7 protein-coding genes are annotated in these 15422 nt (G+C 55.6%); 5 read left to right on the top strand and 2 right to left on the bottom strand.

Translation table 11 applies throughout. From position 1 onward, the window contains the following. Positions 1-197: 197 nt before the first annotated feature. Positions 198-1448: a tetratricopeptide repeat protein gene (locus POG22_RS10180; protein WP_498905106.1), complete on the bottom strand. Its 1251-nt coding sequence runs from the start codon at positions 1446-1448 to the stop codon at positions 198-200. A gap of 16 nt (positions 1449-1464) precedes the next feature. On the opposite strand from POG22_RS10180, the gene POG22_RS10175 reads away from it, so the two are divergent. The 5 genes from POG22_RS10175 (at position 1465) to POG22_RS10155 (ending at position 8661) form a co-directional block, all read left to right on the top strand. Further along, complete coding sequence (locus POG22_RS10175) at positions 1465-2688, top strand: esterase-like activity of phytase family protein (protein ID WP_498905105.1); 1224 nt, start codon at positions 1465-1467, stop codon at positions 2686-2688. 296 nt (positions 2689-2984) lie between these two features. Further along, complete coding sequence (locus POG22_RS10170) at positions 2985-3587, top strand: chromophore lyase CpcT/CpeT (protein WP_063718340.1); 603 nt, start codon at positions 2985-2987, stop codon at positions 3585-3587. Positions 3588-3736: 149 nt separating this feature from the next. Next, a complete protein-coding gene (locus POG22_RS10165) occupies positions 3737-4888 on the top strand; it encodes an NAD-dependent epimerase/dehydratase family protein (protein WP_017662024.1) in 1152 nt (383 codons plus the stop codon). Between the two features lie 90 nt (positions 4889-4978). Further along, positions 4979-6112, top strand: a complete 1134-nt coding sequence (locus POG22_RS10160) for a glycosyltransferase (protein WP_063718341.1) — start codon at positions 4979-4981, stop codon at positions 6110-6112. A gap of 524 nt (positions 6113-6636) precedes the next feature. After that, positions 6637-8661 (top strand): elongation factor G, encoded by a 2025-nt coding sequence (locus POG22_RS10155; protein ID WP_063718342.1) that lies wholly within the window; start codon positions 6637-6639, stop codon positions 8659-8661. A gap of 125 nt (positions 8662-8786) precedes the next feature. On the opposite strand, the gene POG22_RS10150 is transcribed toward POG22_RS10155, so the two are convergent. Then, positions 8787-15212 (bottom strand): PAS domain S-box protein, encoded by a 6426-nt coding sequence (locus tag POG22_RS10150; protein ID WP_498905104.1) that lies wholly within the window; start codon positions 15210-15212, stop codon positions 8787-8789. Positions 15213-15422: the final 210 nt, after the last annotated feature.

Genomic DNA, 15422 nt, shown 5'->3' with positions numbered 1-15422 from the left:
AGTCACGCACCCTACGGACTGTTGGCGGTGTACATTGGCGGTGCGTGACGAGCGCTCGGTCTCAGGATTTACACCCGATTTTTCAAGTCACGCACCCTTGTCTGTTGGCGGTGTACATTGGCGGTGCGTGACGAGCGCTCGGTCTCAGGATTTACACCCGATTTTTCAAGTCACGCACCCTACGGACTGTTGACTGCTCACTGTAAATTTGGGGCGGACATTTCTTGCATGACGGTTTCGATGTTCACTTGAAAATAGGCTTCTCGATTGCCCAGTTGTCGCGCCAGTTCTAGGCCGCGTCGGAAGGCTTCTAAGGCAGGGCCGTAGTTTTGGCGTCGCTGTTGCAGTTTGCCGATGCGATCGTACGTAACCATCAAGCCGTAGGTGTCTCGCGCCAGTTGGTGGACGTCAAGTTGGGTGCGATAGACCTGAAGTGCCGCGTCGAATTCGTTATACCGTTCGTAGAGCAAAGCTAGGCGATCGAGGGCTTCTTGGGCGCGGTAGAACTGCAAGGCTTCCCAGGCCAGGCGATAGGCGTCTTGAAACTGCGTCACGGCAGCGTTTAACTGTCCGATCGCAGCATAATCGTCGCCGATCGCGAGCTTTAATGCCGTGACTTTGGCAATATCGTTGAGAGTGCGGTAGTAGGTTTCTAATTCCTGTTTGACGGCGATCGCGTCTTCGTATCGGCGGAGTTGGTCGTAAATATAAGCCAACTGCGTTAAATAATAGGCTTCCGACAAGCGATCGCCCCGAGAAACCGCCATTTCCCGCAGTTCGCGATAAGCCGCCGCCGCTTCCTCGTAATCCAAATCCTGCAAAGCGATACGGGCGATTTGCCGCAGGGTTTCTTCCTCCGTGATGGGATCGTTGCGATCGCGGGCGATCGCTAACACCCGTTCGAGTAAGTCCAACGCTGCCTGACGAGCCCCGACTTCTTCGTAGGCTTGGGCTAAACGCTGCAACACCTCTACGTTAGGGGTTTCCCGTTCCTCGAGCTGTTCGGCTTGCAGTTGGCGCAACCGCTGCGTCATCACTTGCGCTTGATAGAAGTTTTCCTGCTGCCATGCGATGCTTCCGACACGAAGCAGAGCTTCCAACTCCGCTGAAGTCCCTAAAAACCGCCGCAAGCGGATTTCGCGGTTCCACAACTCGAAGGCGGTGGCGGCGTCTCCTTGAGCTAAAGCCGCTTGGGCGCGAGCGTTGAGGGTATCGAGAGCGCGATCGAGCTGGCGTCGTTCTTCCGGTTTCAGTTCCGTTTCTCCCTCCCACACCGCTTCGGGAATCAGGGGATCGAGTTCCGTCAGTTCTAGGGGACTGGGGGGAAAACTGTTTTCGGGTTCGGCGCGAACCCCAGGCGCAAACGTCAAACTCCCGAGGAGCGTCGCCACAGCGAGGACGTTGGCTGATACAGTAAGAAACCGAAATCGCAAATGCAAAAAAGCCATTGATGTGGGGTCGATCGTGCTTGTAAATCAGTTATTGACCGTGCTGCGCGTCCGACGCCGCGCCTTGTTCCGAGTTGTCGGACTGTTCTGTGTTGCCGTTGCTGCGAGTTCCCTCGTCGGATGTAGTTTGCCGCAAGTCCAAGCCGAAAATCGGCTGTTTCTCGATCTGTCGGTGGATTATCTCGACGACTCCCAACTGAGCGCGATCGAGTTCGAGGGAACGCCGGTCGGCGGACTGTCTGCCCTGACTTACGATCGCCAACAGGGAGTATTTTATGCCCTCTCAGACGATCGCGGGATGTTAGCTCCGGCTCGATTTTATACTTTAACCTTGACCCTCGACAGCAGCGACCCGAACTCGCCCGAGATTGCCGACGTGTCCGTGACAGATGTTACCGAACTGACAGACGCATCCGGGGAACCGTTTGCTCCCGGTGCGATCGATCCCGAAGGATTGGCGTTATCTCCCGACGGAACCCTGTTCGTGTCTAGCGAAGGCGTCGCCAGCGAGGGCATCGCGCCGTTTGTGGCCGAGTTCGATCGCTCCGGTCAGCTAATTCGCCAACTCCCCTTACCCGAGTATTTTATTCCCGACGGTGTCGGTGAGGCGCAGGAACTGGGCGTTCGAGACAACCTAGGATTCGAGGCATTAACCGTCGGCGGTTTGGGAAGTGGAGAACCCTATCGGGTGTTCGCCGCCACCGAATCGGCACTGCAACAAGATTTCGATCCCGACACCGACAGCATAGAGACGATTAACTGTCGTTTGTTACATTACGTCGTCATCGCAGAGCGATCGCAAATCGTCGCCGAACACCTGTATCGCCTCGATCCGCCCCCGTCTTCCCTGACGATTAGCCACGGCTTAGTCGAACTGCTGTCTCTCGACGGTGCGAGCGCTTTAAACCTCAATGGAAGCGGTTATTTTCTGACGTTAGAACGCAGTTTCGGCGTATCTGGGTTTGGGGCAAAACTGTTTCAAGCTAACATTGGCAGTGCCACCGACGTTTCGACGCTCACCTATTTACAGGGAGATCTCGACGGCATCGATCCCTTAGCCAAACGGTTGCTACTGGATTTAAACGAGTTAGATTTCGATCTCGACAACCTCGAAGGGATGACCTTCGGTCCTCGTTTACCAGACGGTTCTCAGAGTTTGTTGTTCGTTAGCGACAATAACTTTCGCGACGAACAGAAAACAGAGGTCTTGCTATTTCGGTTGCGTAAAACGCCGTCATAATTGACAATTGACAACGTTTTTTACAGTCACCAGTCCGTAGGGTGCGTGACTTGAAAAATCGGGTGTAAATCCTGAGACCGATCGCTCGTCACGCACCGCCAATGTACACCGCCAACAGACAAGGGTGCGTGACTTGAAAAATCGGGTGTAAATCCTGAGACCGATCGCTCGTCACGCACCGCCAATGTAGCCGAAGTCAGGTCAATACTTCTCCCCTTCTCCCCCTCTCCCCTTCTCCCTTACTCCCCCTCTCCCTTACTCCCCCTCTCCCTTACTCCCCCTCGACTTATTTGCCCATGACACATTCGACAGATTTAAAAACTTTAGCGAGTTGGATGGCTTCAGATTTCAGCAACCGCCAACAAGCCTTTGAGAACCCACCCTTGTTCGCCCAAGTCCGGGCTTGTATGCGTCCGCTCCCGCCGGACGTCTTGTCGGGGGTGAGTTTTTATTTAGAACAAGCTTACGAATACGCCCTCAACCGTCCCTATCGAACGCGAGTGTTGAATCTCCAAGTCGTTGGCGACGGAGACGAGAAAAAAATCGTCATTACTAATTACGCGATCGCCAACGCCGAAGAATTTTTCGGAGCCTCCCGAGAGCCACAGCGGTTGAGTTCTTTAACGAGCGATCGCCTCACCGCCCTATCGGGTTGTAACTTTATCGTAGACTGGACGGGACGAAGTTTTAAAGGAACCGTCGAACCCGGAAAAGGATGTCTCGTCGAGCGAAACGGGAAAACCACCTATCTCGATAGCACCTTTGAAATCTCAGCCACTCACTTTACGACCCTCGATCGCGGTTACGATCCCGATACGGGCGAGCGGGTTTGGGGATCGGTGGCCGGTGCGTTTGAATTCGAGCGTTTGACGAGTTTCGCCAACGAAGTTCGCCCGTGAGGAGTCGCCAGAGAGCGCCCGTACCCGAGCTGTAGTTGCCGAGGTCGTCGTGTCGTCTCCCTGTCGGTTTTCCCCCATCGATGAATGTGTCGCAAGGTACACCAAACCTGGTAGATTTAGCGAGTATCGGTAAGCAATCTTGTAACAGCATGAAAGTACTAGTAATTGGCGGTGATGGATATTGCGGTTGGGCAACCGCGCTGTACCTGTCCAATCGCGGACACGACGTAGCGATCTTGGACAACTTAGTACGGCGTCACTGGGACAACCAGCTACAAGTTGAAACCCTGACGCCCATCGCCCCGATTCAGCAGCGGATTCAGCGTTGGTACGAACTCACCGGGAAGACGATCGACCTGTATATCGGCGATATCAACGATTACAGCTTCCTGCTCGAGAGTATGCGCCAATGCGAACCCGAGGCGGTGGTTCACTTCGGCGAACAGCGTTCGGCGCCGTTTTCGATGATCGATCGCGAACACGCCGTCATGACGCAAGCCAACAACGTCCTCGGCAACCTGAACTTGCTGTATGTCATGAAGGACGAGTTCCCCGATTGCCACTTGGTCAAATTGGGAACGATGGGCGAATACGGCACGCCGAACATCGACATCGAAGAAGGCTACATTACCATCGAACACAACGGGCGTAAAGACACCCTCCCCTATCCCAAACAGCCGGGAAGCTTCTACCACCTCAGCAAAGTTCATGACAGCCACAACATCCACTTTGCCTGTAAGATTTGGGGCTTGCGTGCCACGGACTTGAACCAAGGTGTGGTTTACGGCGTGCTAACCGAAGAAACGGGCATGGACGAAATGCTCGTCAACCGTCTCGACTACGACGAAGTGTTTGGAACCGCCCTCAACCGCTTCTGCATCCAAGCTGCGATCGGCCACCCGCTGACGGTGTACGGTAAAGGCGGACAAACCCGAGGCTTCCTCGACATTCGCGACACGGTGCGCTGTATCGAGATTGCCATCAACAACCCCGCCAATGCTGGAGAGTTCCGCGTGTTCAACCAGTTTACGGAAATGTTCAGCGTGGCCGACTTGGCGATGAAGGTGAAACAAGCCGGAATTGCGATGGGGTTAAACGTGGAAATTCAAAACCTGGAGAACCCCCGCGTCGAACTCGAAGAACACTACTTCAACGCCAAAAACACCAAGCTCATCGACCTCGGGTTACAGCCGCACTACCTGTCCGACTCGTTGTTAGATTCGTTGCTGAACGTGGCGATGAAGTATAAAGAACGCGTTGACAAGAAAAACATTCTGCCCAAGGTATCTTGGCGTCGATAAGAAGAAAACGGGTGTCCGATACCTCGGTTTGTCCCGTGCTGTCAGGCTGGGGCGATCGATCGCCGAATTTTTGAAAACGACCGGTAGACCATGCGTATTGCCCTATTCACCGAAACATTTTTGCCGAAAGTCGATGGCATCGTCACTCGTCTGCGCCACACCGTCGAACACTTGCAGCGGTTGGGCGACGAGGTCTTGGTGGTTTGTCCCGACGGAGGGTTGACCGAGTATAAAGGGGCGCAAATTCTCGGCGTACCGGGATTTCCCCTACCTTTGTATCCCGAGTTAAAGTTGGCCGTTCCCAATCCCTCGATTCGTCCGGTGTTAGAGGAGTTCGCGCCGGATTTGATTCACATCGTCAATCCGGCCGTGTTGGGGTTGGGCGGACTGTATTATGCCAAGTCGATGAAAGTGCCGCTGGTGGCGTCGTACCACACCCATTTACCGCAGTATCTCCAGCATTACGGGTTGGGAATGTTTGAGGAGGTGCTTTGGGGATTGCTGCGGGGCGCCCACAACCAAGCTCAGTTGAATTTGTGTACGTCTACGGCGATGGTGGAGGAGTTGAGCGCCCACGGTATCGAACGGGTAGACTTGTGGCAGCGCGGCGTAGATACAGAGATGTTTCAACCGCACTTGGCCAGTCAGAAAATGCGCGATCGCCTGAGCCAAGGTCATCCTGACGCGCCGCTACTGCTCTACGTCGGTCGGTTGTCGGCGGAAAAAGAGATCGATCGCATCCGCCCCGTGTTAGAAGCCATTCCCAACGCGCGACTGGCGTTAGTGGGAGACGGCCCGCACCGTCAGGCACTCGAGGAACATTTTGCCGAAACGCCGACCAATTTTGTCGGGTACTTGAAAGGATTGGAGTTAGGGGCAGCTTATGCCTCGGCGGATGCCTTTATTTTTCCATCCCGCACAGAAACCCTAGGACTCGTGCTGTTAGAAGCGATGGCGGCGGGTTGTCCGGTGGTGGCGGCGGGAACGGGCGGTATTACTGATATCGTCACGGACGGCTCGAACGGGTATCTGTTCGATCCCGCCGACGAAGAAGGTGCGATTCGCGCGACGCAACGCCTGCTCGATAACACGCAGGAGCGAGAAACGCTACGAGCCAACGCACGTCGAGAAGCCGAACGTTGGGGTTGGGAAGCAGCTACTCGCAACCTGCAACAGTACTATCGCCGTGTCGTGACGGTCGATCGGCTTCCGTCGGCGGCGTAAGAGATTGAGATCCGAGCGTTTTAACAAAATCGACGTTAATTCTGTCAATTTTTTACTAATTTGGAGTAGAGTGTCTGTTTGGATGCCTCTACTCTATTTTTTTGAGATGCACCTCAATGAAGATATAGCGCTTGCCAATTGAGTTAGGATAGTTAGCCCTGACTGTATATAACTTCCAAGCTTAAAAATGTCCTAGCTGCTCTGTCGGCTACTATACATACTGTTCCCCGTTCCCCGTTCCCCGTTCCCCGTTTCCTCTCAACGATCGACTGTTTTACAAAGATTATATAAAATTGATTTTCCTCAGCATTCCTTTACACTTCTTGAAGATAGTGTTAAGACAAGCTGCAATCTCGATGAAGTTTCATCTGAGAGTTAGATAATAAAACCAGAAAAACAGTCAACTGAGATTTAAGGGGATCGTCGAGTAAAACCCGGACTGTATCGAGGGTTGAATCCTGACGATCGCGGTAATTCTCAGACGAACCAACTATCTCAAACCGATTATATTTGAGGAGAAGGTTATGACCGAAACCGTTCGATCGAATTGGCGAAATATTGCAATTGTCGGTCCCTACTTAAGTGGAAAAACAACGTTACTCGAAAGTCTATTGTTCGTAACGGGGGCAACGACGCGTAAAGGCAGCGTGGCCGAGGGAAACACTGTCGGCGACAGCGCCCCAGAAGCACAACAGCGACAAATGAGCGTGGAAGTGTCCGCCGCCTGCACCGAGTATGGCGGCGTTAACTTTACCTTTCTCAACTGTCCGGGGTCGATCGAGTTCGCCCAAGAAACCGATAACGCCCTCATCGGCGTGGGTTCGGCGGTGGTCGTCTGCGAGCCGGACGTCAGCCGCGTTCTAACCCTAGCGCCGCTGTTTAAATTCCTCGACGATTGGGAAATTCCCCATATCGTTTTTATCAACAAAATGGATCGCCCTACCTCTAGCTTTAGCGAGGTGTTAAACGCGTTGCGCGAGGTGTCGTCTCGTCCCCTGGTTCCCCATCAATACCCCATTCGCCAAGGGGAAAACGTCACCGGATTTATCGATCTCGTCAGCGAACAGGCGTTTCAATTCCACGAAGGAGCACCGTCAGACCCGATTCCGCTGCCGGAAAGCCTTAAAGAAGAAGAACATATCGCGCGGCAGGAAATGCTCGAAAGCCTTGCCGACTTTGACGATCGCCTGCTTGAAGAACTCCTCGAAGACATCGAACCGCCCCAAGAGGAAATCGTCAAAGACCTGAAAATGGAACTCGGTGCCGACCTCATCGTTCCAGTGTTTCTCGGCGTGGCCACCGAAGATTACGGCGTGCGCCACCTGCTCGATGCCCTGCTGCGGGAAACCCCCGAACCCAGCGAAACGGCCAAACGTCGCGGCATCGACGCCAAACCCGATAAACCCATCGCCCAAGTTCTCAAAACCTACTACACCCCTCAAGGGGGCAAACAGTCCCTCGTGCGGGTGTGGAACGGCACGCTCACCGATGGCATGACCCTCGACGGTAGCCGCATCGGGGGGATTTACCGCCTGATGGGAAGCGACCAAAAGAGCTTACAAGAAGCGCAAATCGGTGAAATCGTAGCGTTGGGACGGCTCGACACCGCCCAAACGGGAGACACCCTCAGCGACGACGGCAGCGTGGAACTGCCCAAAGCTCAAGCGTTAGCGCCCGTGTTTGCATTGGCGATCGCCCCAGAACGGCGTAAAGACGAAGTGAAAATGAGTTCGGCCCTGTCGAAACTCGTCGAAGAAGATCCCGCCTTGACCTGGGAACAACACGCCGACACCCACGAAATCATTTTATGGGGTCAGGGGGAAATTCATATCAAGGTGGCGCTCGATCGCCTGCGGCGGAAGTACAACCTTCCCATGACGACGCACCTGCCGAAAGTTCAGTACAAAGAGACGATTCGGAAATCGACTTCCTCGATTCACGGACGGTACAAACACCAAAGCGGCGGACACGGACAGTACGGCGACGTATATCTCGACATCAAACCTCTCGAACGGGGAGCAGGATTCGAGTTTAACGAAACTATCGTCGGCGGCGTGGTTCCCAAACAGTACATTCCCGGCGTCGAAATGGGGGTTCGAGAGTATCTCGATAAAGGACCGCTCGGATTCCCCGTCGTAGACGTGGCGGTGACGCTGACGAACGGTTCCTATCACTCCGTCGATAGTTCCGAACAAGCGTTCAAACAGGCGGCGCGAGTGGCAATGCAGGCGGGAATGCCCCAATGTCAGCCCGCGTTACTCGAACCCATCGCCTCCGTGGACATTTCCACACCGAACGAGTTCACCTCGAAGGTGTTACAACTGATCAGCACGCGGCGCGGACAGATTCTCGGCTACGAAGCGATCGCCGGATGGAAAGGCTGGGACAAAGTCTCGGCGTACCTACCGGAGTCGGAAATGCAGGATCTGATCGTCGAATTGCGATCGCTAACAATGGGAGTCGGCTTCTTCAACTGGCAGTACGATTGCTTGCAACAGGTTCCCGAAAAACTGGTCGAACGGATTCTGTCGCAGTTATCTGACGAGTAGGGAGTAGGGGAGCTTCTTCAGGGAAGAGTGAAGAGTGAAGAGTGAGGAGAGCAAACAGGAAACAGTGTCTCATCATCTCATCCCCTCACTGGTGACTGGTGACTGGTGACTGAAACACTGTTTCCCTATTCCCCGTTCCCTGTTCCCCGTTTCCTGAAAAAGTTCTCCGGCTTTTCCACTCGAAGCTGTTCGAGGGCGACTTTGACGGGTTTGAAGCAGGACATTAAGCGATCGAGGGCTTCAGAAAGCACCTCTAGATTGCCCGAGACGGCTTCGCGCTCGATTTCGGCGCAAATTTCCGAAACCTGAGTTGCGCCGACGGTGGCACTGGTAGATTTGAGGGTGTGGGCGGTGCGTTGGAGGGAAATGGCGTCGTTGGAAGCGATCGCCTCCCGCATCGCGTTTGAGAGCTTCGGAACTTCCTTGAGATAGAGATCGATCGCCTCGACGAAAGTTTTAACGTCTCGTTCTCCGAGTAACTCTCGCAAGACTTGCAACGCCTCGAGATCGAGAACCTCTTCGACCTCTGCCGTTTCCGCTGCCGAAGTACGTTTGCGAGTGTCAGTTTCCAGTGCGGGATCGGTCGGCTGTGACGGCACGTCCGAAGGGGCGATCGCACATTGGGCTAAAGCTCGTTCCAACTGATTGGCACGGATCGGTTTGCTGACGTAATCGTCCATTCCCGCCGCCAAACACGCCTCGCGATCGCCTTGCATGGCGTTGGCCGTCATTGCCACGATGCGGGGTCTGGGAAACGGAATCTTCACCGAACCGTTCGTCAGGCGTCGCGTCGTCTCCAACCCGTCCAACTCCGGCATTTGCACGTCCATCAACACCACGTCGTACGGTTGTCGCTGCAAAGCGTCGAGAACCTCCAAACCGTTGGCGGCCACGTCGGCGCGATATCCCATACGTTCCAAAATTCGCAGTGCCACCTTTTGATTGACGGCGTTGTCCTCAGCTAATAACACTCGCAACGGCGATCGCGTCACCTCCGACGACGCTTGCCGCTCGCGCTCCCTCCCAGACGGCTGCAAACGCGACTGAGGGAGTCGAATACTCTGAGGGTGTCCGCCGAGGGCTTTCGTTAGGACGTTATACAACTGCGACTGCTTGATGGGTTTGTTGAGAAAGGCTGTAAAATTCAAATCGACCTCAGCCGAGCCGATTTCCGGAAAGCCTATCGAGGTAAACATTACCAAGGGCAAGTCTTTCCCTTGGGGCAGCGATCGAATGGCTCTGGCCAGCGCGACCCCGTTCATCTGGGGCATTTGCATATCCAACACGGCAATATCGAACGTTTCGCCCCGCTCGAGACGTGCCAGCGCGTCTCGTCCCGAAGCAGACGCATAGGGCTGCATTCCCCAACACTGGGTTTGGCGCATCAAAATTTGGCGGTTCGTAGCGTTGTCGTCTACGATCAACAACCGCTTGTTTGACAGTTGCTCTTGCGGTTGGCTCAAATCCACCCATGTCGAACTCGGAAGCACCACCGCGCGAATCGTAAAGTAGAAGGTCGAACCGACTCCCACCTCGCTCTCGACCCACATTCGACCGCCCATCAACTCGCTCAAGCGTCGGCTGATGGCCAGCCCCAACCCCGTTCCGCCGTACTGTCGCGTCGTCGAGGCATCCACTTGAGAAAAGGGTTTGAACAGTCGAGTCATGCGGTCTTGCGGGATGCCGATCCCCGTATCCCGTACCGAGAATTGCAGTTCGACGGTTTCGGGTTGTCCGTGGGGGGTCGGGGTCGTTCTGGGGCGTCTCGACACGGCGACGACCACCTCTCCGACTTCCGTAAACTTCACCGCATTGGCGAGCAAGTTGACTAAAATCTGGCGCAGGCGCGTCACGTCGCTCGAGATAACCATCGGCACGAGGGGATCGATCGAACACACTAGCTCTAACTCTTTCTGAGCCGCTTTCGTCACCAATAAATCGAGAGCGCCTTCGACACAACTGCGTAATTCAAAGGGGTGTTCCTCGAGTTCCAAGCGTCCAGACTCGATTTTCGAGAAGTCCAGAATATCGTTGATAATCGTCAGCAGCGCGTCGCCGCTGATGCGGATCGTTTCGACGAAATCCCGTTGGTCGGGGGTCAAATCCATATCCAACAACAGGCCGGTCATGCCGATAACGGCGTTCATGGGCGTGCGGATTTCGTGGCTCATCGTCGCTAGAAACTCGCTCTTGGCGCGGTTGGCGGCTTCGGCGGACTGTCGCGCCTGTTCGAGGGCGGCGTTTTGTTGCGACAGCATTTGTCGCTGTTGCGTTTCGGCTTCTAGCAAGCGAGCTTGAGCCAGGGCGATTCCCACTTGGTCGGCCACGGACTCGACGAGTTCGATTTCGTCGGGCGTCCAATGGCGGAAGCGCACGCACTGGTGCAATCCGATCAACCCGTTGACCGACCCTTGGTAGGAGGTTCGAATCGCCAACAGGGATTTGAGGTTGATTTGGCGACACAGCGGCGCAATGGGTTTGAGAAGGGGGTCTTCGTAAACGTTGGGCGAGGCGAGGGCGCGATCGCTCTCGAGTAGTCGTTGCATATAAGCGTTATCGGAGATCGGCACTTCCAAGTGCAAGATCGAGCAACAACGATGACCGAGATATTCTGCCACGAAGGGCGCTTGAGGGTCGGGGTCTTCCTGGTAGGTATGCAGTAGACAGCGATCGACCTCTAGCGCTCGACCCAATAGCGTACAGGTAATTTGAAAGATTTCTTGAGTATCGAGTTTCGAGCGAATGTCTTGAGTAATTTGTTTGAGTAAAAGCGCCCGTTGAAACGCTCGCTGTAACTTCACGCCGGCCTGGTTGCGTTCGATTTCGCCGCCGACCCACTGCGCCATTAACCGCAGCAGTTCGCGATCGCCGGTCGTAAACGGAACCGTGCGCCCTTCGGGACTCGAAAAGCTAATGGTTCCGTACAGAGCGCCCTCGACGAAAATGGCCGTCCCGATATAGGCTTGCAAGCGGCGGGTTTGGTAGGCAACGGTGTCGCACCAGGGAGACTCGGACATTTGCTCGACGGCGACGACTTCGTTTTGACCGGCTTGCAAGTTGTCGAAGACGATTTCGTCGTAGGTTTGGCGCAAATCTAGGGCGTCTCCTTTCATCGGAGCTAACGCCACGTTGCTCTCGGGAAGTCGAATCGCTAACAGTTCGTAGCGGTTCGCGTCGATGCGCCCCACCGTCCCGATTTCCAAGCCGAATCGCTGACATCCCATTTCCAACATCCGCCCCAAGCGAGCGTCGAAATCCAAGTCGCGATCGGCCGTCACTTCGTACAGGGCGCGAATGGTGGCTTCGCTGTCGCGCAACCGCGCCTCGGCTTGTTCCCGTTCTTGCAGTTCGGTTTGCGCTTGGGCGTACAGTTCCGACTGTTGGATGGCAATGGCCAGTTGAACGCTCAACTGGCGCAACAGTTCGGTTTCCGAGTCTTTCCACTGGCGGGGACTGCGACAGTTGTGGGCGATTAGCAACCCCCACAGTTGCGGGGGGGTTTCGTGGAGGTGAGGGTCGCGTTCGACGCTCGGTTGCAGCAGAACGGGAACGACTAAATTCGCCCGAACGTCTAGCTGGCGGAGTAAATCGACGTGACACTGGGGTAACTCGCTCGTCTGAATATCGACGATCGCTCCGATGCGACCCTGTTGGTAAGGGGAGACTTGGGTTTTGCCGAAGCAGGGATCGTGGATGTAGCGTCCCAACAGTTGGGAAATTCCCGGTTCTACGGACTCGACGACGACGCGACCGCCCCAATTTTCATCGAAGCGGTAAATCACCACGCGATCGGTTTCGAGAAAATCGCGAACTTCCTTGACGGCCGTTTGCAAGACGGAGTCTAAATCCAAGGACTGGCGAACGCGCTGGGAGAGGGTCGCTAACAGGCGTTCTCGACGCAGTTGTTGCTCGAGGGCATCTTCGGCGTATTTGCGATCGCTGATATCTTCGGCAATTCCCACGACGCGATAGACGTTCCCATCGTCGTCGGTTACGGGAAAGGCGCGATCGCGAATCCAGCGCACCCGACCGTCGGGACGAACGATACGGTATTCCTCGTTGTAAGTTCCGAGGGGTTGCTTGGCGAACGCCGCCACCACGCGATCGCGATCGTCGTCGTGTATCGCGTCGACAAAGGCTAGCGGACGTGCGTAGACGGTTTCTCGCGCCATCCCCCAAATCTGCTCGTAAGCCGGACTCAAGTAAATCATCTGATTTTTGCGGGGATCGGTCATCCAGAAGACGCTTTCGATGTTCTCGGCGAACTGGCGGAAGCGTTCTTCGCTTTCCTGTAAGCTTTCCGTGGCGTGACGAGCTTCGGTCACGTCGCGACAGGCACACACGAGAATTCCGTCTTGTGTCAGGGATAACGAAACTTCTTCAAAAAAGCTGGTACCGTCTTGGCGTTTGGCGATCGCCTCTCCCCGCCAATGTCCCTCGCGCACCAAGATCGGAAACACGTTCCGTTCGAGACGGGCGATCTCGTCGGCATCGTAGACCGTATGCCAGGTTTTCCCTAACAGTTCTTCAGGGCGTTCGTAGCCGAAAATCTTGAGGTGGGCGTCGTTGAGATAGAGATACTCGCCGTCGGCGTTGAGAATCGCGATGCCGTCCATCGCCACTTCGACGGCCAGCAACTGCTGGCGCAGGGTTTCTTCGGTGGCTTTGCGATCGGTCACACTCAAACCCGCCCCACGAAAGCCGATGATTTCCCCGGTGTTGTCGAGGAGTGGGACGCCGTTGACTTCTTCCCAGACCACGGTGCCGTCGGGGGTCACGTCCCGATGCTCGAATTTGAAGCTGGTTTTGCGTTCGGAGGCGTCTCGGACGATTGCCTGAATGCGAGGGATATCCTCGTCAGGCATAAATTCTAGAGGAGAGCGACCGAGGAGCTGGTCGGGACTGTAGCCTTTGACAGCTTTGACCCGGTCGGTGAGGAAGGTATAGATGAGATCGGCATCGACTTCCCAGAGGTATTCTCCTGCTGCCTCGGACACGTCGCGGAACCGTCGTTCGCTTTCTCGCAGGGCCGCTTCCCATTGCAGGCGTTCGGTCACGTCGCGGTTGACGCCGAGAGTACCGATAACGTTGCCGCTGTCGTCGGTGAGGAGAACGACGAGTTTTTCGCAGACGCGGGAGGTTCCGTCTTTACACGTGAAGGTAACTCGTCCCGTCCAGCGACCGTTAGCGATCGCCCCGTCGAGCATGGGTCGGACGAAGTCGTCTCCGTCGGGATGGAGTCGGCTGAGGGACGCTCCGAGGATTTCGGATTTGCTGTAGCCGAAGAGGGTCTCGGCGGCGGGGTTCCAATCGACGATCGCCCCCTCGCGGTCGGTGAGGACGACGGCGTCGGAGATGTTTTCAAAGGTGAGGGCTTGACGGCGCAGCTGGGTTTCGATTTGTTTGCGATCGCGGATGTCGCGTACGAAGACGCAGTTGAGGGCGCGATCGCCGAATTCGAGATAGTTGAGGCTGACTTCGACGGGGATCGATTCTCCGTCTCGAGTTCGGTGGAGGGATTCGAGGGTCAGGGAACCGGTGTGGTGTAGGAATTCCCGCCGATCGTTCCAGTCGGACTCTTCGAGGGTTTCGTCGATATCGAAGACGCGCAGGGTTAACAGTTCGGCTTGGGAATACCCCAGAAGGTGACAGGCGGCGTCGTTGGCGTAGACAATACGGGCATCGGCATCGATCCAAAAGATGGGATCGGCAGCGCGATCGACGGTAAACTGCGTTAAGTTCAGGGAGTCTTCCGTTTGCTGGCGTTCGGTAACGTCGCAGAAGCTCCAGACGTATCCAGCCAGGCGATCGTCGATCGAATAGGCTCGAGAGGAACGCTCGAAGACGCGCCCGTCTTTGAGGGTCAGGCGATCGACAGAGATCGGATCGGGATTCGCGTACAGTTCTTCGACCCGAGATTGAAAGCGTTCGACATCCTCGAGAAGTTCGAGAACGTGGTTTAAGACCCGGCGATCGTCCCCCGCTTGCAAGATGTCGTCGGGGATTCCCCACAGAGCTTGAAACTGAGGGTTGTAGGCGACGATGTGACGGTCGGTATCGACGATGAGAATACCGCCTTCGGTAATCTTGAAGAGGGCTTGGAGGATCGCCCGTTGTTGGTGAAGTTGGCGATGGGTTTCGCTGGGGGGGGTCTCGAGCTGTTGTGAAGTTTCCCCTTCGCGATCGCGCTGCGACCCCGGAACGAGACTTCGCAGCAGGGGGAAGCGGGGGACGGCAGCCCCGAGAACGAACAACAGCATCGAAGCACCGGCGAGGTCGAGGAAACTCGAGAGCCAAACGTCGGGATTTCCAAAGTCCCAAAGGTCGAGCGTTCGGCTCGTTCCCACGAGGGCGAAGACGGCCGCCACCAGCCAGAGGAGAACGGGTCGCGCGGTGTCTCGCCGACTCATGAAGACGGCGATCGCAGCGGCGAGGAGCAGGTAAGAAAGAGCTAACGTCCCGTCGGCTAGACCGTGAAGCCAAGCCCAAGGTTCGCTTGCCAAGACGATGGGATTCGAGGCAGGGAGATCGAACGAACGCAGGACAAGCATAGGGAACTGACTGAAACCGATCGAGAGTTAAAAACTGCGATCGCGATCTCGAGATCGGAATGACAAGGTAGTGACGTACTCCCGACATCGATGCAAGCATACGATGCGGGCTTCTCCCACCTGCTGCATCTACAACGATCTCTGTGTCCAGAGCGCAGGATTCGAGCGTTTTAGAGTGAGGAGACGCCCATCCCCACTTTTAAGTTTCTT

The sequence above is a fragment of the Geitlerinema sp. CS-897 genome (assembly GCF_028368005.1).
GTDB lineage: Bacteria > Cyanobacteriota > Cyanobacteriia > Cyanobacteriales > Geitlerinemataceae > Baaleninema > Baaleninema simplex.
Note: the sequence above shows the minus strand (reverse complement) of the source record. Positions and strands in the feature narration are given on the sequence as shown.

Coding starts and splice junctions, on each gene's coding strand:
- POG22_RS10180 (WP_498905106.1), bottom strand. CDS start 1,448: ATGGCTTTTTTGCATTTGCGATTTCGGTTTCTTACTGTATCAGCCAAC.
- POG22_RS10170 (WP_063718340.1), top strand. CDS start 2,985: ATGACACATTCGACAGATTTAAAAACTTTAGCGAGTTGGATGGCTTCA.
- POG22_RS10165 (WP_017662024.1), top strand. CDS start 3,737: ATGAAAGTACTAGTAATTGGCGGTGATGGATATTGCGGTTGGGCAACC.
- POG22_RS10160 (WP_063718341.1), top strand. CDS start 4,979: ATGCGTATTGCCCTATTCACCGAAACATTTTTGCCGAAAGTCGATGGC.
- POG22_RS10155 (WP_063718342.1), top strand. CDS start 6,637: ATGACCGAAACCGTTCGATCGAATTGGCGAAATATTGCAATTGTCGGT.
- POG22_RS10150 (WP_498905104.1), bottom strand. CDS start 15,212: ATGCTTGTCCTGCGTTCGTTCGATCTCCCTGCCTCGAATCCCATCGTC.